The following is an 18,676-nucleotide window of genomic DNA, read 5'->3' as shown; positions in this document are numbered from 1 at the left end:
TCCCAGCGGCCTGACACCCCTGCTGAGGTGGTGCTACCACCACCCTGTCCGCTCTTGTGACACTTTCCGCTCGAAGTGGCGATGAAGTGTCACAACTGGGCTATGCTGACGACCATGGACAGCTTCCAGGCCACCATCGACGCCGACGGCCGGATCGAGCCGCGGGACGCGATGCCGGAGGGGTACCGCAAGACCCTGATCCGGCAGATCGCGCAGCACGCGCACTCCGAGATCATCGGCATGCAGCCCGAGGGCAACTGGATCAGCCGCGCGCCGTCGCTGCGCCGCAAGGCGATCCTGATGGCCAAGGTCCAGGACGAGGCCGGCCACGGCCTCTACCTGTACGCCGCCGCCGAGACCCTCGGCGTCGACCGGGCCGAACTGCTCGACCTGCTGCACAGCGGCCGGCAGAAGTACTCCAGCATCTTCAACTACCCGACGCTGACCTGGGCCGACATCGGCGCGATCGGCTGGCTGGTCGACGGCGCCGCGATCGTCAACCAGGTCCCGCTGTGCCGCTGCTCGTACGGGCCGTACGCGCGGGCGATGGTCCGGGTCTGCAAGGAGGAGTCGTTCCACCAGCGGCAGGGCTTCGAGATCCTGCACACGCTGTGCAACGGCACCGACGGCCAGAAGGCGATGGCGCAGGACGCGCTCGACCGCTGGTGGTGGCCGTCGCTGATGATGTTCGGCCCGCCGGACGCGTCGTCGACGCACTCCGAGCAGTCGATGGCCTGGGGCATCAAGCGGCACAGCAACGACGAGCTGCGGCAGCGGTTCGTCGACATGACGGTGCCGCAGGCCGACGTACTGGGCCTGCGAGTGCCCGACGACGGGCTGCGGCTGGACGAGGAGACCGGGCACTACAGCTTCACCGAGCCCGACTTCGCCGAGCTGTACGAGGTGGTCAAGGGCAACGGCCCGTGCAACCAGCAGCGGCTGGCGCACCGGGTGAAGGCGCACGAGGACGGTGCCTGGGTCCGCGAAGCAGCCTCGGCGTACGCCGCCAAGCAGGCCGACAAGAAGGAGAGCGCGGCATGATCGAGCCGCTGTGGGAGGTCTTCGTCCGGTCGCGCCGCGGCCTGTCGCACACGCACGTCGGCAGCCTGCACGCGCCGGACGCGACGATGGCACTGCGCAACGCCCGCGACGTCTACACCCGCCGCCAGGAGGGCGTGTCGATCTGGGTCGTCCGCGCCGCCGACATCACCGCGTCCAGCCCGGACGAGAAGGACGAGTTCTTCGACCCGGCCGGCGACAAGGTCTACCGGCACCCGACCTTCTACACCGTCCCGGAAGGCGTCGACCACCTGTGAGCGACCTCTTCCGCTACGCGTTGAGGCTCGGCGACGACGCGCTGATCGCGGCGCAGCGCACCGCCGAGTGGATCGCGGCCGCCCCGCAGCTCGAGGAAGACGTTGCTCTGGGCAACATCGGGCTGGACCAGCTCGGCCAGGCCCGGTCACTGCTCCAGTACGCCGCCGAGGTCGAGGGCGCCGGCCGCACCGAGGACGACCTGGCCTACTTCCGCGACGAGCGCGACTTCCTGAATGTCCAGCTGTGCGAGCTCCCGAACGGCGACTTCGGCCACGCGATGGCACGGCTGCTGTACTTCGCGACGTACCAGCACCTCCTGTACGACGTGCTGCGCGGCAGCGCCGACGAGATGCTCGCGGGCGTCGCCGGCAAGGCCGTGAAGGAGGTCGCGTACCACGTGGACCACGCGACCCAGTGGGTGCTCCGGCTCGGCGACGGCACCGAGGAGAGCCACCGGCGGATGCAGGCCGGGCTCGACGCGCTGTGGCCGTACACGGCCGAGCTGTTCGCGACGGACTCGCTGGTCCAGCGGCTCGACGTCGCGGTGGACCCGGCCGGGCTCGAGGAGGAGTGGCTGCGCCGCGTCCACGCGGTGATCGACGAGTCGACCTGCGAGCGGCCGGCTTCGGCGTACCAGCACGGTGGTGGACGCGAGGGCAAGCACACCGAGCACCTGGGCTACCTGCTCGCCGAGCTGCAGCACGTCGCGCGGTCGCACCCGGGGGCGACATGGTGACCGACACCGCGATCTGGGAGGCCGTCGGCGAGGTCGCGGACCCGGAGGTGCCGGTGCTGACGATCGCGGACCTCGGCGTACTGCGGGCGGTCCGGCACGAGGGCGACGAGGTCGTCGTCACCATCACGCCGACGTACTCGGGCTGTCCGGCGATGGACCTGATCCGGCACGAGGTCGAGCTGACGCTGGACTCGCTGCACCTCAAGGGGCGCGTCGAGACCGTGCTGTCGCCGGCCTGGACGACCGACTGGATGAGCGAGTCGGGCAAGGCGAAACTGACCGAGTACGGGATCGCGCCGCCGACCGGGACGCGGGCCGTCGGTGGACCGGTGTCCGTGTCGCTGACTCTGCGGTGTCCGCTCTGCGGGTCGCCGGACACGACCGAGCTGAGCCGCTTCGGCTCGACGTCGTGCAAGTCGCTGTGGCGGTGCAACTCCTGCCGCGAACCCTTCGACCATTTCAAGGCGATCTGATGAGTGTTCTGCCGAAGCGCCGGGCGACGTTCCACGCGTTGACCGTGCAGTCCGTCGACGCGATCACCGAGGACTCGGTGGCGATCACCTTCGACGTGCCGGCCGCGCTGGCCGACGAGTACGAGTTCGCGGCGGGGCAGCACCTGACCGTACGGCGTACTGGTGAGGACGTGCGGCGCAGCTACTCGATCTGCTCGCCCGCCGGGTCGGGCGTGCTGCGGATCGGGGTGAAGAAGATCCCCGGCGGCGACTTCTCGTCGTACGCCGCGAACGTGCTGAAGCCCGGCGACACCATCGAGGTGATGACGCCGCTCGGCCGGTTCGGGACGACGCTCGACCCGCAGCACGACAAGCACTACGCGTTCGTCGCCGCGGGCAGCGGGATCACGCCGGTGCTGTCGCTGGTCGCGACGATCCTGCAGGTCGAGCCGCTGAGCCGCGTCACGCTGCTCTACGGGAACCGGACCGCGGGATCGGTGATGTTCGCGGACGAGCTGGCCGACCTGAAGGACCGGTACGCCGAGCGGCTGCATCTCGTGCACGTGCTGTCGCGGGAGTCGACCGAGGTCGAGCTGTTCAGCGGGCGGATCGACAGCGAGCGGCTGCAGCGGATGCTGGCGACGATCCTGCCGGTGAAGACCGTCGACGAGTGGTTCTTGTGTGGGCCTTACGCGATGGTGGTCGGCGCGCAGGAGTTGCTGCTCGGCGAGGGGGTTGCGCGGGAGCAGCTGCATGCGGAGCTGTTCCATGTCGGCGACGAGGCGCCGGTCGCGCGGGTCGAGGAGACGGCCGTCGACGAGGACGCGGCCGAGGTGACGGTGATCCTCGACGGGCGGCGGTCGACGTTTCCGCTGGGGGAGCACGCGAAGGCTGTGCTCGACGCGACGCTGGCTGTGCGGTCGGATGCGCCGTTCGCTTGTAAGGGCGGGGTGTGCGGGACTTGCCGGGCGAAGGTCGTGGACGGGTCGGTCCGGATGGACACGAACTGGGCGCTGGAGCCGGACGAGATCCGGGCTGGGTACGTGCTGACGTGTCAGTCGCACCCGACGTCGTCGAAGGTCACACTCGACTTCGACGCCTAGCGTTGTGCCTCCCTGAATCTGTCGGTGGGCGCTGAAACAATCGGCGCTTCACGACAGATGGGGGTGGGGCGCCGTGATGGGGCGTTCGCATGCGTTGTCCGGCTGGTGCGCGGGGCTGGCGGTCGCGCCGTTGGTGGGGCTGACGACGGTCGCCGAAGTGGTGCCGTTCGCGGCCGCGACGGCGGGCTACGCGTTGCTGCCCGACCTCGATCACCCGGGCGCGTCCGCGTCCCGGCTGCTCGGGCCGTTGACGGGCTTCGTCTCGAACGTGATCCGCGCGTTCTCCGCGCTGCTCTACTCCCTGACCAAGGGCCCCCGCGACGAGGACAGCACCGGCCAGCACCGGCACTTCAGCCACACCGTCGTCGCCGCCGTCCTGCTCGGCTTCGCCACGTCGAGCGCCGGCGCGGCCGGCGGCTGGCGGACCGTCCTCGCGATCGCCCTGCTCGGCCTGATCCTCGCGGCCGACGTACTGGGTGACTGGATCCTGCTCGTGGTGATCGCCGCCGGCGGCTGGACGATCATCGGCGGCTGGCTCCCCGGTACGTCGGCGGTCGAAGCACTCCGCGCCGGCCTCGACGGCATCGGCAGCTGGATCGGCGTGGCCGTTGCCCTCGGCATGTTCGTCCACTGCCTCGGCGACAGTCTCACCCGCTCCGGCTGCCCCTGGCTCTGGCCGCTGCCCATCCGCGGCGAGACCTGGTACGAGATCCGCCTCCCCAAACTCCTCCGCTTCCGCACCAACGGCCCGGTCGAGAACCTCCTGATCGCCCCGGCCCTCATCGTCGGCAGCGTCCTCCTGCTCCCCGGCGCCTTCGCGATCGCAGCCGACCTCGCCACCAGACTCTGGTCCACCACCTCGGTCTGGATCGCCGGCGGATGACCCGCACCCTCAACCTCGGCGCCACCGACCTCACCGAGGTCCCACTGTCACCGGGCCTGCGCGAGCTCTACCTTCACGACAACCACCTGACCACGCTGCCCGACCAGCTCGGCGACCTCCCCGAGCTACGCATCCTCGACCTGAGTCACCAGCCGATCTCCGCACTGCCGGAGACCCTCGGCCGGCTGACGAACCTGGAGTTCCTGTACGTCAGCGACCTCGCGATCACCGCGCTGCCCGACACGCTCGGCGACCTGACGTCGTTGCGGTATCTCGGAGCCACCGACAACAACCTCGCGGCAGTCCCCGAGTCCCTCGGCCGCCTGCACGAGCTCGTCGAGCTCCGCCTGTACGGCAACCAGCTGACCGCGCTGCCCGACTCGTACGGCGACCTCGCGTCGTTGCGCGAGCTGCATCTCGACGGGAATCCGCTGGTGAAGATCCCGGAGACGTTCGACCAGCTCACCGAGCTGCGCGTGCTGAGCCTGCGTGGTGCGGCGCTGACGGACTTCCCGGTGGCGGTCGCCAGGTTGCCGCGGTTGCGGCACCTGGATCTGCGGGCCAACCAGATCACCTGGCTGCCTGACCTCGGGCCTGATGCGTTCCCCGCGCTGGAGAAGCTCGACCTGCGCTGGCTGGACCTACCGGTCGTGCCCGAGTGGGTGCATCAGCTCGAGCGCCGGGGCTGCCTGGTGTACCGGACTGCCGCTTAGTCCTGCGGGCGGGTGAAGTCCTGCGGTCTGCCCAGCAAATACGACGGAACCCCGCGGGCCTCCAGCGACGCGGCGAAGCGTTGCTGGTTGCGGCGGGAAGGGAGCACCTCGTACGCGACCAGCGGAATGGCGAGAACGGCGCCGACGAGCACGACCCAGTAGCTGTTCACCACGAAGGCGATCGGGATCGACAGCAGGAAGACCGCCTCGCAGATCGCGAAGCGGACGAAGGTGGAGGCGGTGAAGCGGCGCCAGGCGTCGGACTCGACGTCGGCGGGGCGGCCGCCGTGCTCGAGGGGGACGGCGCGGAAGCCGATCAGTTCGGCGAGTGCGTACGCCGCGGCCGCGGCGGCGACCACGACGGCCGGCGCCCAGAGCGCGGGGAACGGGCCCAACCCGTCGGTCACCAGTACGAAGTACAGGACGATCGTGATCAGCGGGATCGCCATCAGCATGGTGCGGACGACCAGCGTCAGCGAGGCCGCGGCTGGGGGAGGGGCTGCGTTCAGCGGGTTGGACACGGCAGAACGGTAGCGGCTCGCGGTGCCTCCCCGGGGAGGCACGAAGCGGGCCGAATGCTGGCGCGGCTCGTGGTGCGTCCTTGGGGTGACGCACCACGAGCCGCCGTACTCGCGGGTGACCGCTCGTGGGGAAAGGGGGTCAGCCACCTGCGAGGGATCAGGCCGCGGCGGGGACCGCCGGGGCGTCGGGGGCGACGAGCACCGGCAGCGCGGCGTCGAAGCGGCCGATGAAGCTCCAGCTCGGCATGATCTTCTTCTGGTTGCGGGCGTCGGTGGCCAGGTCGGCACCCCATTCGCTGGACCGCAGCCGCTGGTTCGGGGTGCCGTGGTGGCCGGGGGCGTCGAAGCCGCAGTCACCGATGTTGTACGACATCTCGGCGAACAGCTTGAGCTGCTTGCGGTTCAGGTTCGCGCCCTTGGCGTGGGCCAGGAAGTAGCCGCTGAACGCGTCGGCCATCAGCTCGATCCGCCGGGTCGCCTCCGGAGTCGTCAGCGACGACTCGTCCAGGAAGCGCTTGTACTGCACCTGGTGGCCGTACTCGTGGGCCAGCACCGCCTGCGGTGCGACCTTGCCCAGCTGAAGCCAGTCGAAGCCCTGCAGCACCCCGTCGCCCATGATGATCATGTACGGCAGTGCGGCGAGCGCCGGGTTCGGGTCGCCCTTGGGGCTGAAGGCGAACGCGTTCGCGCTGATCAGCGGGATGTTCCGGCCGAACTGCTTGACCAGACCTTCGTACCAGGTCGCGTACGTGTTGGCGAAGCCGGCGGCTTCGGCCGGGGTCCGGCGGCCGATCTGTTCGTACACCTTCACCAGCGCCGCGCGGTCGCCCATGATCGAGCTGTGCATCGGCACCATCTTGATTGCGCTGCCGTTGATGTCCCAGAAACCCTTCAGACCCTGCAGGGTGCTGGTCAGCTTCTTGGTGTACTCACCGTTGATCCCGAACGACGGCCGCGCCGGGACGTTGATCATGGCCGCGAAGCTGGTGATGTTGCTGAGGATCGAGGCGGCCAGGTACAGCTTCTGCTCGTTGGACCAGCCGGTCAGCTGCCCGGCCAGCCAGTTGGTGAACGGCGTCGTACCGCAGACGAACTCACCGGGGTTGATCGCGCCGAGGACCGCGGACTGGTAATGCGTCGTCTCGAGCGCATCGGACGCCTTCAGCATCTCGGGTCCGACAAGTGTTGTGACCGCTTCGAGCGTGACCGGGTTGCCGGCCTGCGGAGCGGCGTCGGCGGGCAGCACCGACACGGTGGCGGCCGCGAGGCCGAGGGTGGCGGCCAGGGCGGGCAGCCTCACAAACTTCTTCATGACACTCCTCAGGAGTACGCCGGGCGGAACCGGCTCCAGCGGGACTGGCCTCAGACTGGCACCCGGTGCGGCGGGCGTCGTCGGCTCGGCCCTGGCGGAATCCGGCATGGCAGAAAACTGACGCTGACATGGCTGTGCCGTTTCCGGGCCGTTCCCGGTTGCTATTGGCCCCGAAATCAGCTGCGGAGAGTGAAATCGATCGACGCAGCGTTCCGACAGAAACTTTTTCTGACTTTTTCCCCGAAAGCTGTAACGACTCCTGGGCCGCACCCGATAGGACGAGTGAGCCTGGTGGCTGCCCGGACCCCCGAGCGGACAGCCACCAGGCCTACTCATTTCCTGAGGCGTTCGGAGCGGTAATCTGACCCCCATGTCCTCAAGCCCGACGTCGCCGCCTTTCGGCCGACTCACCACCGCGATGATCACCCCGTTCCGGCCGGACGGCTCGCTCGATGTAGACGCTGCGCAGAAGGTCGCCGGGTACCTGGCCGACCAGGGCAACGACGCACTGATCGTGAACGGCACCACCGGTGAAGCACCGACCACGAGCGACGCCGAGAAGGACCAGTTGGTCCGCGCCGTCGTCGAGGCCGTCGGCGACCGCGCGCAGGTGATCGCCGGCGTCGGCACCAACGACACCGCGCACACGATCGAGCTGGCCAAGGCCGCCGAGGCCGCGGGCGCGCACGGGCTGCTCGTCGTCACGCCGTACTACAACAAGCCGCCGCAGGAAGGCCTGATCGCGCACTTCACCGCGGTCGCCGACGCGACCGGCCTGCCGAACCTGCTGTACGACATCCCCGGCCGCGCCGGCGTCGAGATCAGGACCGAGACGCTGATCGCGTTGTCCGAGCACCCGCGCGTCGTCGCGGTCAAGGACGCCAAGGGCGACGTCGCCGCCGCGACCAAGGTGATGGCGAACACCGACCTGGCCTACTACTGCGGCGCCGACGAGCTCAACCTCGCCTGGCTGTCGATCGGTGCCGTCGGCATCGCCAGCGTCGTGGCGCACGCCGCCAGTCCGCAGTACCGGCAGCTGATCGACGCCGCCGTCGCCCAGGACCTGGTGGCCGCGCGCGAGATCGACCGGCGGCTGATCCCGGCCGTCGAGGCGATCATGACCCGGACCCAGGGCGCGATCATGGTGAAGGCCGCGCTGAAGCTGCTCGGGGTGATCGAGCACGCGACGGTCCGGCTCCCGCTGGTCGAGGCGACCACCGCCCAGACCGCCGCACTGACCACAGACCTCAAGACGTCAGGACTGGTTGCATGAGTCATCCCCACCCCGACCTGTCCGCCCCACCACCACTGGCCGCAGGCGCCCTGCGGGTGATCCCGCTCGGCGGCCTCGGCGAGGTCGGTCGCAACATGACCGTCTTCGAGTACGACGGCAAGCTGCTGATCGTCGACTGCGGCGTGCTCTTCCCGGACGAGAACCAGCCCGGTGTCGACCTGATCCTCCCGGACTTCGAGCCGATCCGGGAGCGTTTGGACGACATCGTGGCGGTCGTCCTGACCCACGGGCACGAGGACCACATCGGTGGTCTGCCGTACCTGCTGCGCGAGCGCGGCGACATCCCGGTGGTCGGCTCGCAGCTGACGCTGGCGCTGCTCGAGGGCAAGCTGCGCGAGCACCGGCACCGCAACGTGCCGCAGCAGACCGTCGTCGAGGGCGAGACGATCCAGCTCGGCCCGTTCGGCTGCGAGTTCGTCGCGGTCAACCACTCGATCCCGGACGCGCTCGCGGTGGCGATCCGGACCCCGGCCGGCCTGGTGCTGCACACCGGCGACTTCAAGATGGACCAGCTGCCGCTGGACGGCCGGATCACCGACCTGAACGCGTTCGCGCGGCTCGGCGACGAGGGCGTGGACCTGTTCTGCGTCGACTCGACCAACTCCGAGGTGCCCGGGTTCACCACCCACGAGCGCGACATCGCGCCGGTGCTGGACCGGGTCTTCACCGCCGCGAAGAGCCAGCGCATCATCGTGGCCTGCTTCGCCAGCCACGTGCACCGCGTCCAGCAGGTGATGGACGCGGCCGTGAAGCACCGCCGCAAGGTCGCGTACGTCGGCCGCTCGATGGTCCGCAACATGGCCGTCGCCCGGGACCTGGGGTTCCTGAAGGTCCCCGGGGACACGCTGATCGACATGCGCGAGCTCGACGACTACCCGCCGGAGCAGGTGGTGCTGGTCTCGACCGGTTCGCAGGGCGAGCCGATGTCGGCGCTGTCGCGGATCGCGGCCAACGACCACCACGTCGTGCACATCCAGCCCGGCGACACCGTCGTACTGGCCTCGTCGCTGATCCCGGGCAACGAGAACTCGGTCTACCGGGTGATCAACGGCCTGACCCGGCACGGCGCGAACGTGATCCACAAGGGCAACGCGCTGGTGCACGTGTCCGGGCACGCGTCGGCCGGCGAGCTGCTCTACTGCTACAACATCGTCAAACCGCGCAACGTGATGCCGGTGCACGGCGAGATCCGGCACCTGCACGCGAACGCGGAGCTGGCGCGGCAGACCGGCGTACCGGCCGCGAACGTGGTGGTCGTCGAGGACGGTGTGGTGGTCGACCTGGTCGAGGGCCGCGCGGTGGTCGCGGGCAAGGTCGAGTGCGGGTACGTGTTCGTCGACGGCTCCACGGTCGGCGACATCACCGAGACCTCGCTGAAGGACCGGCGGATCCTCGGCGACGAGGGTTTCATCTCGGTGATCGCCGTGATGGACTCGGTGACCGGCAAACTGACCGCCGGGCCGGAGATCCAGGCCCGCGGGTTCGCCGAGGACGACACCGTCTTCGACGACCTGAAGCCGAAGATCGAGGCCGAGATCGAGAAGGCGATCGGGAGCGGGGTGGACGACATGTACCAGTTGCAGCAGGTGATCCGCCGCGTGGTCGGCAAGTGGGTCAGCGACACGCACCGTCGCCGGCCGATGATCATCCCGGTCGTCGTGGAAAGCTAAGGGCTTCTTCTAGGGGAGGGGTGGGCCGTGAGTATCAGCGGTGTCAACGGAGCGGGGCAGCGCCGGCCCACCATGAAGGAGGTCGCGGCCCGGGCCGGGGTCGCGCTGAAGACGGTCTCCCGGGTGGTCAACGAGGAGCCGAACGTCAGCCCCGAGCTGACCGCGAAGGTCCAGGCCGCGATCAAGGAGCTGAACTACACGCCGAACGAGTCGGCCCGGATGCTGCGCCGAGGCCGGACCGGCACGATCGCCGTGGTGATCCGCGACATCGGCGACCCGTTCTTCGCCTCGCTCGGCCGCGCGGTCGAGCTCTGGGCGCGCTCCAGCGGCTCGGTGGTGATGATCGGCCTGACCGACGAGGACCCGGAGCGTGAGCGCGACGTCTGCCTGGAGTTCGTGGCCCGGCGGCCGGACGCGCTGATCATGGCGCCGATCGGGGAGACCCAGGACTACCTGGCGCCGCACGTCGACGCCGGGATGGCCGTGGTCACGATCGACCGGCCGGCGCACGGCATCGAGGCGGACGCCGTACTGGCCGACAACGCCGGCGGTATCGACCAGGCGATCGACCACCTGGTCCGCCAGGGGCACCGCCGGATCGCCTACCTGGGCGACGACGAGCGGATCTTCACCGCGCGCGAACGCGTGGTGGCCTACCGCGCGGCGATGGCACGGCACCGGATCGAGGTGGACGAGGACCTGGTGCACCTGTCCGAGCCGACCACCGAGGGCATCGGGATCACGCTGTCCGCCGTACTGGATCGGCCGGAACCGGCCACCGCGTTGCTGTCGGCGAACAACATGACGACCGCGGAGGTGCTGCGCGGGATGGCCGGGCGGCGGGACCAGGTTGCTCTGGTCTCGTTCGACGACCTGGCGCTGGGCGACCTGCTGAGCCCGGGGCTGACCGCTGTGGCGCAGTCGGCCGACGTGATGGCGCGGACGGCGATCCAGCTGATGACCGAGCGGCTGCCCGAGCCGCATCGACCGGGACGCACGGTGCGCGTCCCGGTCAAGCTCACGATCCGCGGGTCAGGGGAGATTCCCCCGGCCTAGGTGGCCGTTCGGTACTGCGCGGTCAGCGGGCACTGGAACGGGTCGCGGGCGCGCAGCCCTACGTTGTTCAGGTAGTCGATGACGATCCCGTAGGACTCGAACAGCCCGACCTCGGTGTACTTCACCTTGTGCTTGGCGCAGTACTCGCGCACGATCGGCTGCACCCGGCGCAGGTTCGGCCGCGGCATGCTCGGGAACAGGTGGTGCTCGACCTGGTAGTTCAAGCCGCCCATCAGGAAGTCGACCACGACGCCGCCGCGGATGTTGCGCGACATCAGCACCTGGCGGCGCAGGAAGTCGATCTTCATCGTCTTGGGGACCAGCGGCATGCCCTTGTGGTTCGGGGCGAACGACGCGCCGAGGAATACGCCGAAAAGCGCGAGCTGCAGGCCGAGGAACGCCGCGGCCTTACCGGGCGGGAGCAGCAGGAACAGCACGGTGACGTAGCCGCCGAGGCGGGAGACGACGACCGCGGCCTCGATCCGCTCCGCGCGCGAGGCGCCCTTGCGGACCTGGTGCTGCAGGCTCGACACGTGCAGGCTGATGCCCTCCAGCGTCAGCAGCGGGAAGAACAGCCAGCCCTGCCGGTCGGTGAACCACTTCGCGAAGCCCCTGCGGGTCTCGGAGTACTGCGGGACGTAGGCGAGCACCCCAGGCCCGATGTCGGGGTCCTTGTCGATCTGGTTCGGGGCGTTGTGGTGCTTGCTGTGCTTGGTGCGCCACCAGCTGATGCTGACCCCGGCGATCCCGCCGGCCAGGACACGGGCGGTCCAGTCGTTCCAGGCGGCGGAGTCGAAGATCTGCCGGTGCGCGCTGTCGTGGCTGAGGAACGCGACCTGCGTCAGCACCAGCGCCAGCGCGGCGGCCATCAGCAGCTGGTACCAGGAGTTGCCGAGCAGGACGAAGCCGGTGACGATCCCGGCCAGCGACAGCAGGACGAACCCGATCCGGGTCCAGTAGTAGGTGTACCGGCGCCGGAGCAGACCGAGGTCGCGCACGGTGTGCAACAGGTCGCTGTAGAGGCTGGTGTAGCGCTGCTGGGGTGTCTGATCGTCAAGGACGGTCTGTGACAAGGAAAACGCCTCGTTCCCTGGAGTGCATCGGTCGATGCGCTACCGGGGTCCGGGGCAGCGCCACGAGTATGTGGCTTGACGGGCTCAACCGAACCATGCCCAGGCGCGACACGCAACTAGCGAGCCAGCAGGACAGACGTTCTCAGTGATCCTTCCAACACTCCCTGTGCGACCGCGGTGAGGCCCTGGCTGTGGCCGCGGGCGTACTTGCGCATCGCGGTGAAGGCGTCGGACAGGCTCAGGCCGGCGCGTTCGGCGAGCATGCCCTTGGCCTGCTCGATCTGGACCCGGCTGTCGAGCGCGTGCCGCAGCTGGGCGGTCAGTTCGACGTACCCGCGCATCTCGCGCTCGTGCAGGATGCCGATCGTGGCCATGTCGGCCAGTGCCTGGCCGAGCTCGGCGTCGTCGGGGCGCAGTGGCGCGGGGTCGCAGCGGTACAGGTTCATCACACCGATCACCTGCCCACGCAGCCGCAGCGGCAGCGCGTGCGCCGACAGGTAGGCGCCGGAGTTGGCGATCTCGGGCCAGCGGCTGATGTCCGCGTCGAGCACCGGCTGACCGGTCCGGAAGCACTCCAGGCACGGCCCGTCCTCGTGCTGCTGCTCGACCAGCTCGAGGATCTCGGCCTGGTCGTCCGAGGACGCCATCACGTGCAGCAGGCCGTGGTCGTCGGCGAGCATCAGCCCGGCCGCGTCGACGGCCAGCAGCTCGACGCTGACCTCGGCGAGCACGCCCAGGAAGTCGACCAGATCGAACTCGTCGACCAGGGTGTCGGCGAGGAGGACGAAGACCTGCGCGAGGCGGCGTTCCCTGCTCATGCGCTGATCGTCCCTTCCTCGGTCGCTGCCTCCATCATCGGGCCTGCCACCAGCCCCGGACCAGCGTGGCTGAGTTGTCAGTCAGTTCGCCTCAGGGTCACGCGGCAGTCACTCACGAGGAGCACCTTCGGGACATGAACCTGAGCCGCCGCCAGCTCCTGGCCGCATCCTCGGTGGCGGGCGCTTCGCTCGCCGTACCGGGTGTCGCTTCCGCTGCTGTCCCCGCTGTTGTCCGCCGCGACCGCCCGGCCCTCCCGTCGGGTCTGATGAGCGGTGACGTGACCGAGAACTCCGCCGTCGTCTGGTCGCGCACCGACCGGCGTTCGCGCCTGGTCGTCGACCTGACCAGCACCGGCCGCTTCGACCGCGCGATCCGCCTCCGCGGCCCGGTCACCGGCCCCGACGACGACTTCACCGCGCAGCTGCCGCTGAAGGGCCTGCGCCCGGGCCAGCGCTACGACTGCCGGGTGTCGTTCGAGGACGCGTACGGCCGCCGCGGCGAGAGCCTCGAGGGCTCGTTCAGCACGCCCGGCCGCAACCGCGGGATCAGCTTCGTCTGGACCGGCGACACCGTCGGCCAGGGCTGGGGGATCAACCCCGACTTCGGCGGCATGATCGCGTACCGCGCGATGCACCGGACCAACCCCGACTTCTTCCTGCACTCCGGCGACAACATCTACGCCGACGGCCCGATCGAGGCCGCGGTGACGCTGCCCGACGGCACGGTGTGGAAGAACGTGGTGACCGAGGAGGTCGCGAAGGTCGCCGAGACGCTGGCCGAGTACCGCGGCCGGTACAAGTACAACCTGATGGACCACAACGTCCGCGACCTGTACGCCGACGTACCGATCGTCAGCCAGTGGGACGACCACGAGACCGTGAACAACTGGTACCCCGGCGAGATCCTCACCGACGACCGCTACACCGAGAAGCGCGTCAACGTGCTGGCCCAGCGGGCGAAGAAGGCGTTCCTGGAGTACCTGCCGATCGCGCACCAGGGCGGCCGGGAGCGGATCTACCGCAAGGTGAGCCACGGCCCGCTGCTCGACGTGTTCTGCCTCGACATGCGCACCTACCGCGGCGCGAACCCGACGCCGGGCACGGCCGGGCCGGTCGCGATGCTGGGCGCCGAGCAGGCCGCCTGGCTGGTCCGCGAGGTCGCGGCGTCGAAGGCGGCCTGGAAGGTGATCGCCAGCGACATGCCGCTCGGCGTACTGGTTCCGGACGGCGACCTGATCGAGGCCGTCGCGAACGGCGTCGCCGGTGCGCCCGGTGGCCGCGAGCACGAGATCGCCTGGGTGCTCAGCCAGTTCAAGCGGCGCAATGTGAAGAACACGGTCTGGCTGACCGCGGACGTGCACTACTGCGCCGCGCACCACTACGACCCGGCGAAGGCGACCTTCACCGACTTCGACCCGTTCTGGGAGATCGTCGCCGGGCCGGTGAACGCCGGGACGTTCGGCCCGAACGCGCTCGACCCGACGTTCGGGCCGCAGCTGGAGTTCGTGAAGGCCGCGGACTACCCGAACCAGCCGCCGAGCGGGGGCAACCAGTTCTTCGGGCACGTCGAGATCGATCCGCGGTCGGAGGTCTTCACGGTGTCGCTGCGGGACCTGTACGGGAAGGTCCTCTGGCGCAAGGATCTGCCGCCGGCGCGTCGCCACTAGAGCCACTCTCTGGGGACGTTCCACCCGGTCCGGGGCCGGCGCCTGTGCGGGATGCCGCCAGCCGGAGATCCGGGCCGGGTGGGACGGTTGATCGTCGGTAGGTCGGTAGGGAAATCCGTCGGCGTTCGGCGGCGGCGTCGGGCTAGGTTTGACCGCATGACCTCCGAGTTCCCCACGAGCCGCCGTGACGATGTCGTGGACACACTGCACGGACGCGAGATCGCCGACCCGTACCGCTGGCTGGAGGATCCCGACTCCGCCGAGACCAAGGACTGGGTGACGCGGCAGAACGCGTTCACCGAGGCCGAGCTCTCGTCGTACGGCGAACGGGCCTGGTTCCAGGAGACGCTGAGCGCGATCCTGGCGCGGCCGCGGGCCGGCGTACCGGTGCGCAAGTCCGGCTGGTACTTCGTCGGCCGCAACGACGGGACCCAGGCGCAGGACGTCGTGTACGTCGCGGAGTCGCTCGACGAGCTGCTGGCCGGCGGGCGGGTGCTGATCGACCCGAACACCCTGTCCGAGGGTGGCACCGACTCGCTCGGCAGCTTCACGGTCAGCCCGGACGGCAAGTACTTCGCGTACGGGATCAACGAGAGCGGCAGCGACTGGATCACCTTCCGGCTGCTCGACATCGCCACCGGGACGCCGGTCGACGACGTGGTCGGCGAGGCCAAGTTCAGCGAGGCGACCTGGCTGCCGGACTCGTCGGCGTACCTGTACGTGCACTACCCGTCGGGTGGGCGCTCCGAGGGCACCGAGACGCGTGCGCTGGGAGCGGGTGAGCTGAAGCTGCACCGGGTCGGGACACCGCAGAGCGAGGACGAGCTGGTGCTGCGGCTGCCGAACCCGCGGCTGTACTTCGACGTCCAGGTCACGGAGGACGACCGGTACGTCGTGCTGCACATCTTCGAGGGCACGGATCCGCGGACGCGGCTGTGGGTGTACCCGCTGGTCGACGGTGGGCTTGGGGAGCCGGTGAAGGTGATCGACGAGTTCGCCTACGAGGCTGGGTTCGTGCGGATGGCCGGTGATCGGCTGGTGCTGCGGACGGATCGGGACGCGCCGCGGGGGCGGGTGGTGTCGAGTGATCTGTCCGGGGAGTTCGTGGACGTGGTGCCGGAGGGGTCGGCGACGTTGCTGGAGGTGCGTGGGACTGCTGATGGTCTGGTGACTGTGTCGCTGGTCGATGCGCAGCCGGTGATCACGCTGTACGACGTGGATGGTGGGAATGCGCGGGTTGTTTCGGCGGGGTCTGGGGGATTGGTCGGGCTCAACGCGTCGGTGAAGTCTGCCGAGATCTTCGTCGGCTTCTCCACGACCGTCGAGCCGACTTTGTCCTATGTCGTGGTCGACGGCGTTGCCCGCGCGCTGCCTGAGCTGGTGCCGTCAGGTGCCTCGTACACACCGCCTGTTGTTTCGGTGGAGCGGCGGGTCGAGCCGGGCCGATCGGTGCCGTACTACCTGATCAGCCGCGGTGATCTCGGCTTCGATGCACCGCGGCCGACGCTGCAGTGGGGCTACGGCGGCTTCCGCATCCCCGTCTTCGCCGACTACCGCCCCGGCTGGGCCGCCTGGCTCGCGGCCGGGGGAGTGCTGGTCGTCACCAACCTGCGCGGCGGTGGCGAGTTCGGCAGCGAGTGGCACGACGCCGGACGGCTCGCGAACAAGCAGAACGTGTTCGACGACTTCATCGCGGTCGCCGAGCATCTCGTGGCGTCCGGCGTGACCACGTCGGCGCAGCTGGCGATGCACGGGCGCAGCAACGGCGGTCTGCTCGTCGGTGCTGTGATGGCGCAGCGACCTGACCTCTTCGCCGTCGCACTGCCCGGCGTCGGCGTACTGGACATGCTGCGCTTCCACCTGTTCACCGTGGGCGCGGGCTGGGCGTCGGACTACGGTCTGCCCGACGACCCGGCCCAGTTCGAGGACCTGCTCGCCTACTCACCGCTGCACAACCTGCACGACGGTACGGCGTACCCGGCGACGCTCGTGGTCACCGGTGACCACGACGACCGGGTGGTGCCGCTGCACAGCCACAAGTTCATCGCCGCGCTGCAGCACGCACAGGCGGGGGAGGCGCCGGTGCTGGCCAGGATCGAGGTCGACACCGGCCACGGGTTCGGAAAACCCGCCGCCATGGTCGCCTCGGAGTGGGCCGACCTGCTGGCGTTCGCCGCTCACCACACAGGTCTATCGGTGCCTTCTTCGTCTTCGGAGCTCTAGCTGCCGGAGCTGCAGCACTCACCAACCTCGTCGTCGGACGGTCTCGCAGGCCTCGCCGAGCGGTGGCTCGGCCTGGTTCAGCAGGTTGGTGAGTGCTGGGTGTTCACCAGATCTGCGGAGCGTCCAGGTCGCGCGGGTCGTCGGCCGGCTGGCAGCCGTACGCCGACTCCTCGTACTGCCGCGTGAGCCCCTTGGTCGCCAGCGTGCGCACCGCACCGACCAGCCGGTCGACGTGCTCACGCGTCGTGCCGAGCCCGAGGCTCGCACGGACCGCCGTACCGGAGTCCTGCAGCAGGTGTCCGACCAGCAGGTGCGCGCAGAACTTCCCGTCCCGCACACCGATCCCGTACTCCGCCGACAGCGCCGCAGACACCAGCGTGGAGTTGAGCCCGTCGATCGTGAAGCAAACCGTCCCGACCCGATCGGCGTCGGCGCCGAAGATGTCGTAGGTCTCCACACCCTCGATCTGCGCCAGACCGGTCCGCAGCCGCGCGAGCAGGCTGCGCTCGTGCTGCTCGATCGCCTCGCGGTGCTGGGCGATCGCCGCGCACGCAGCGGCCAGGGCGATCGCGCCGATGACGTTGGGGGAGCCGCCCTCGTGCCGGGCCGGCCCCTCGTTCCAGACCGTCGTGTCGGTGGTGACAGCGGCGGTCGCGCCGCCGCCGTACAGGTACGGGTCGGCCGCGTTGAGCCAGTCAGCGCGACCGATCAGCGCGCCCGCGCCGTACGGCGCGTAGAGCTTGTGCCCGGACAGCGCGACCCAGTCGACGTCCAGCTGCTCGATGTCGACCTCACGGTGCGGAGCGAGCTGCGCGGCGTCCAGGCAGATCCGAGCACCGTGCGCCCGGGCGACGGCGGCGAGCTCGGCGACGGGGAAGATCTCACCGGTCACGTTGCTCGCGCCGGTCACGACGACCAGCCGCGGGCCCTCGGGCGCCTGACGCAGCGCGTCGGCGACGGCGCTGACCGCCCCCGCGGTGGTGGTCGGCGCAGGGAGCCGAACGGTCCGCTCAGCCGGCCAGGGGAGCAGCGCGGCGTGGTGCTCCGACTCGAACACGATCACGGTTGCGTCGGCCGGCAGCGCCTTGGCCAGCAGGTTGAGCGCGTCGGTGGTCTGCCGCGTGAAGACCACCTGGTCGTCCTCGCGAGCGCCGACGAACGCGTGCACCTCTCGGCGGGCCCGCTCGTACCACTGCGTCGTGATCCGCGACGCGTAGCCGTTGCCGCGGTGCACCGACGCGTACGACGGCAGCGCCGCCTCGACGGCCCGGCGTACGGACTCCAGACACGGCGCACTCGCACCGTGGTCGAAGTTCGCGTAGTCGGTGACCCGCCCGTCGGCCAGCGGCACCAGCAGATCGGCACCGACCGTGGCCGGGATGCTGCCGGTGGTGAGCCGGGCGACCGCCTGCCGCGTGCTGGTGGCGTTGGCCGGCTCGAGAATGGAGAGGATGGACATGCTGCTGCTCCCGGAAGTCCGCACTTGCCGAACGGGGTGTCCGCACGGCCTGGTCCTCACCCGGGGCACCCCACCGCGGTGGAGGGTTGCCGTCCAGCTAGCCGGGGCTTGTCGCTGGCTCTCATGACCTGCCGAAGACGGTAGCCGGGGGAGTGGTGGGTGCGCCAGCAGCTATCTCGCTGTGTGAGATCTTGTGACGTATGGTGAGATGCGGCACGCGGTGACCAGTGTCCCGCCGAGGCGATGTTCGGCTACGGACTCGGCCTGCTGCGCCTGGCCCCGCGGCGAGGCAGACTCGCCGTGGGCTGAAGCGCTCGACACCAACCCGCGCAGCTACCTGAAGGAGGGCCTGAAGTACTTGGCTGGGGGCGCCTGAGTC

The 18,676-nt window shown here is 69.7% G+C and carries 17 protein-coding genes and 1 riboswitch; of the genes, 12 read left to right on the top strand and 5 right to left on the bottom strand.

The features are described from left to right. The first annotated feature begins 114 nt into the window (after positions 1-114). The 7 genes from paaA to AB0M01_RS18075 all read left to right on the top strand — a co-directional run bounded on the left by paaA (position 115) and on the right by AB0M01_RS18075 (position 5,204). The gene (gene paaA, locus AB0M01_RS18105) at positions 115-1,041 is read left to right on the top strand and encodes a 1,2-phenylacetyl-CoA epoxidase subunit PaaA (protein WP_363670729.1); all 927 of its coding nucleotides are present in this window, start codon (positions 115-117) and stop codon (positions 1,039-1,041) included. Further along, positions 1,038-1,316, top strand: coding sequence for a 1,2-phenylacetyl-CoA epoxidase subunit PaaB (paaB, locus tag AB0M01_RS18100; protein ID WP_363670727.1), 279 nt, complete (start codon positions 1,038-1,040; stop codon positions 1,314-1,316). The genes paaA and paaB overlap by 4 nt, the downstream gene beginning before the upstream one ends. Next, entirely contained in the window at positions 1,313-2,053 is a 741-nt protein-coding gene (paaC, locus tag AB0M01_RS18095) for a 1,2-phenylacetyl-CoA epoxidase subunit PaaC (protein WP_363670725.1), read from the top strand. The genes paaB and paaC overlap by 4 nt, the downstream gene beginning before the upstream one ends. Next, a complete protein-coding gene (paaD, locus tag AB0M01_RS18090; RefSeq protein WP_363670723.1) occupies positions 2,047-2,526 on the top strand; it encodes a 1,2-phenylacetyl-CoA epoxidase subunit PaaD in 480 nt (159 codons plus the stop codon). The genes paaC and paaD overlap by 7 nt, the downstream gene beginning before the upstream one ends. Beyond that, the gene (gene paaE / locus AB0M01_RS18085) at positions 2,526-3,608 is read left to right on the top strand and encodes a 1,2-phenylacetyl-CoA epoxidase subunit PaaE (protein ID WP_363670721.1); all 1,083 of its coding nucleotides are present in this window, start codon (positions 2,526-2,528) and stop codon (positions 3,606-3,608) included. Before paaD ends, paaE begins: the two co-directional genes overlap by 1 nt. A gap of 76 nt (positions 3,609-3,684) precedes the next feature. After that, positions 3,685-4,491, top strand: coding sequence for a metal-dependent hydrolase (locus AB0M01_RS18080; protein ID WP_363670719.1), 807 nt, complete (start codon positions 3,685-3,687; stop codon positions 4,489-4,491). After that, the gene (locus AB0M01_RS18075) at positions 4,488-5,204 is read left to right on the top strand and encodes a leucine-rich repeat domain-containing protein (RefSeq protein WP_363670717.1); all 717 of its coding nucleotides are present in this window, start codon (positions 4,488-4,490) and stop codon (positions 5,202-5,204) included. The genes AB0M01_RS18080 and AB0M01_RS18075 overlap by 4 nt, the downstream gene beginning before the upstream one ends. Here the strand turns inward: AB0M01_RS18075 and AB0M01_RS18070 are convergent. Both AB0M01_RS18070 and AB0M01_RS18065 read right to left on the bottom strand, forming a co-directional pair. Further along, on the bottom strand, positions 5,201-5,725 hold the full coding sequence (locus tag AB0M01_RS18070) for a hypothetical protein (protein ID WP_363670715.1): 525 nt from the start codon (positions 5,723-5,725) through the stop codon (positions 5,201-5,203). The two genes, AB0M01_RS18075 and AB0M01_RS18070, sit on opposite strands and share 4 nt — an antisense overlap. Positions 5,726-5,882: 157 nt before the next feature. Further along, complete coding sequence (locus AB0M01_RS18065) at positions 5,883-7,037, bottom strand: hypothetical protein (protein WP_363670713.1); 1,155 nt, start codon at positions 7,035-7,037, stop codon at positions 5,883-5,885. 370 nt (positions 7,038-7,407) lie between these two features. Between AB0M01_RS18065 and dapA the strand changes: the two genes are divergently transcribed. The 3 genes from dapA to AB0M01_RS18050 are packed head-to-tail and all read left to right on the top strand — an operon-like array spanning position 7,408 to position 11,057. Then, entirely contained in the window at positions 7,408-8,310 is a 903-nt protein-coding gene (dapA, locus tag AB0M01_RS18060; protein WP_363670710.1) for a 4-hydroxy-tetrahydrodipicolinate synthase, read from the top strand. Next, entirely contained in the window at positions 8,307-10,001 is a 1,695-nt protein-coding gene (locus tag AB0M01_RS18055) for a ribonuclease J (protein WP_363670708.1), read from the top strand. The genes dapA and AB0M01_RS18055 overlap by 4 nt, the downstream gene beginning before the upstream one ends. Positions 10,002-10,028: 27 nt before the next feature. Further along, positions 10,029-11,057: a LacI family DNA-binding transcriptional regulator gene (locus AB0M01_RS18050; RefSeq protein WP_363670706.1), complete on the top strand. Its 1,029-nt coding sequence runs from the start codon at positions 10,029-10,031 to the stop codon at positions 11,055-11,057. Here AB0M01_RS18050 and AB0M01_RS18045 read toward each other — a convergent pair. Both AB0M01_RS18045 and AB0M01_RS18040 read right to left on the bottom strand, forming a co-directional pair. Beyond that, positions 11,054-12,130: an acyl-CoA desaturase gene (locus AB0M01_RS18045; RefSeq protein WP_363670704.1), complete on the bottom strand. Its 1,077-nt coding sequence runs from the start codon at positions 12,128-12,130 to the stop codon at positions 11,054-11,056. The genes AB0M01_RS18050 and AB0M01_RS18045 overlap by 4 nt on opposite strands. A 116-nt stretch (positions 12,131-12,246) precedes the next feature. Then, complete coding sequence (locus AB0M01_RS18040; RefSeq protein ID WP_363670702.1) at positions 12,247-12,948, bottom strand: GAF and ANTAR domain-containing protein; 702 nt, start codon at positions 12,946-12,948, stop codon at positions 12,247-12,249. A gap of 134 nt (positions 12,949-13,082) precedes the next feature. Here AB0M01_RS18040 and AB0M01_RS18035 point away from each other — a divergent pair, with 134 nt between their 5' ends. Beyond that, complete coding sequence (locus tag AB0M01_RS18035; protein ID WP_363670700.1) at positions 13,083-14,615, top strand: alkaline phosphatase D family protein; 1,533 nt, start codon at positions 13,083-13,085, stop codon at positions 14,613-14,615. A 156-nt stretch (positions 14,616-14,771) separates the two neighbouring features. Beyond that, complete coding sequence (locus AB0M01_RS18030; RefSeq protein WP_363670698.1) at positions 14,772-16,838, top strand: prolyl oligopeptidase family serine peptidase; 2,067 nt, start codon at positions 14,772-14,774, stop codon at positions 16,836-16,838. A 103-nt stretch (positions 16,839-16,941) separates the two neighbouring features. On the opposite strand, the gene AB0M01_RS18025 is transcribed toward AB0M01_RS18030, so the two are convergent. Next, entirely contained in the window at positions 16,942-18,297 is a 1,356-nt protein-coding gene (locus AB0M01_RS18025; RefSeq protein ID WP_363670696.1) for an aminotransferase class V-fold PLP-dependent enzyme, read from the bottom strand. Between the two features lie 15 nt (positions 18,298-18,312). Next, positions 18,313-18,426, bottom strand: a riboswitch (SAM riboswitch). Positions 18,427-18,676 lie beyond the last annotated feature (250 nt).

The organism is Kribbella sp. NPDC051770 (assembly GCF_040681455.1).
In the GTDB taxonomy this organism is placed as follows: Bacteria; Actinomycetota; Actinomycetes; order Propionibacteriales; family Kribbellaceae; genus Kribbella.
The sequence above is the reverse complement of the archived record's forward strand: the minus strand, read 5'-3'. Positions and strand labels throughout refer to the sequence as shown.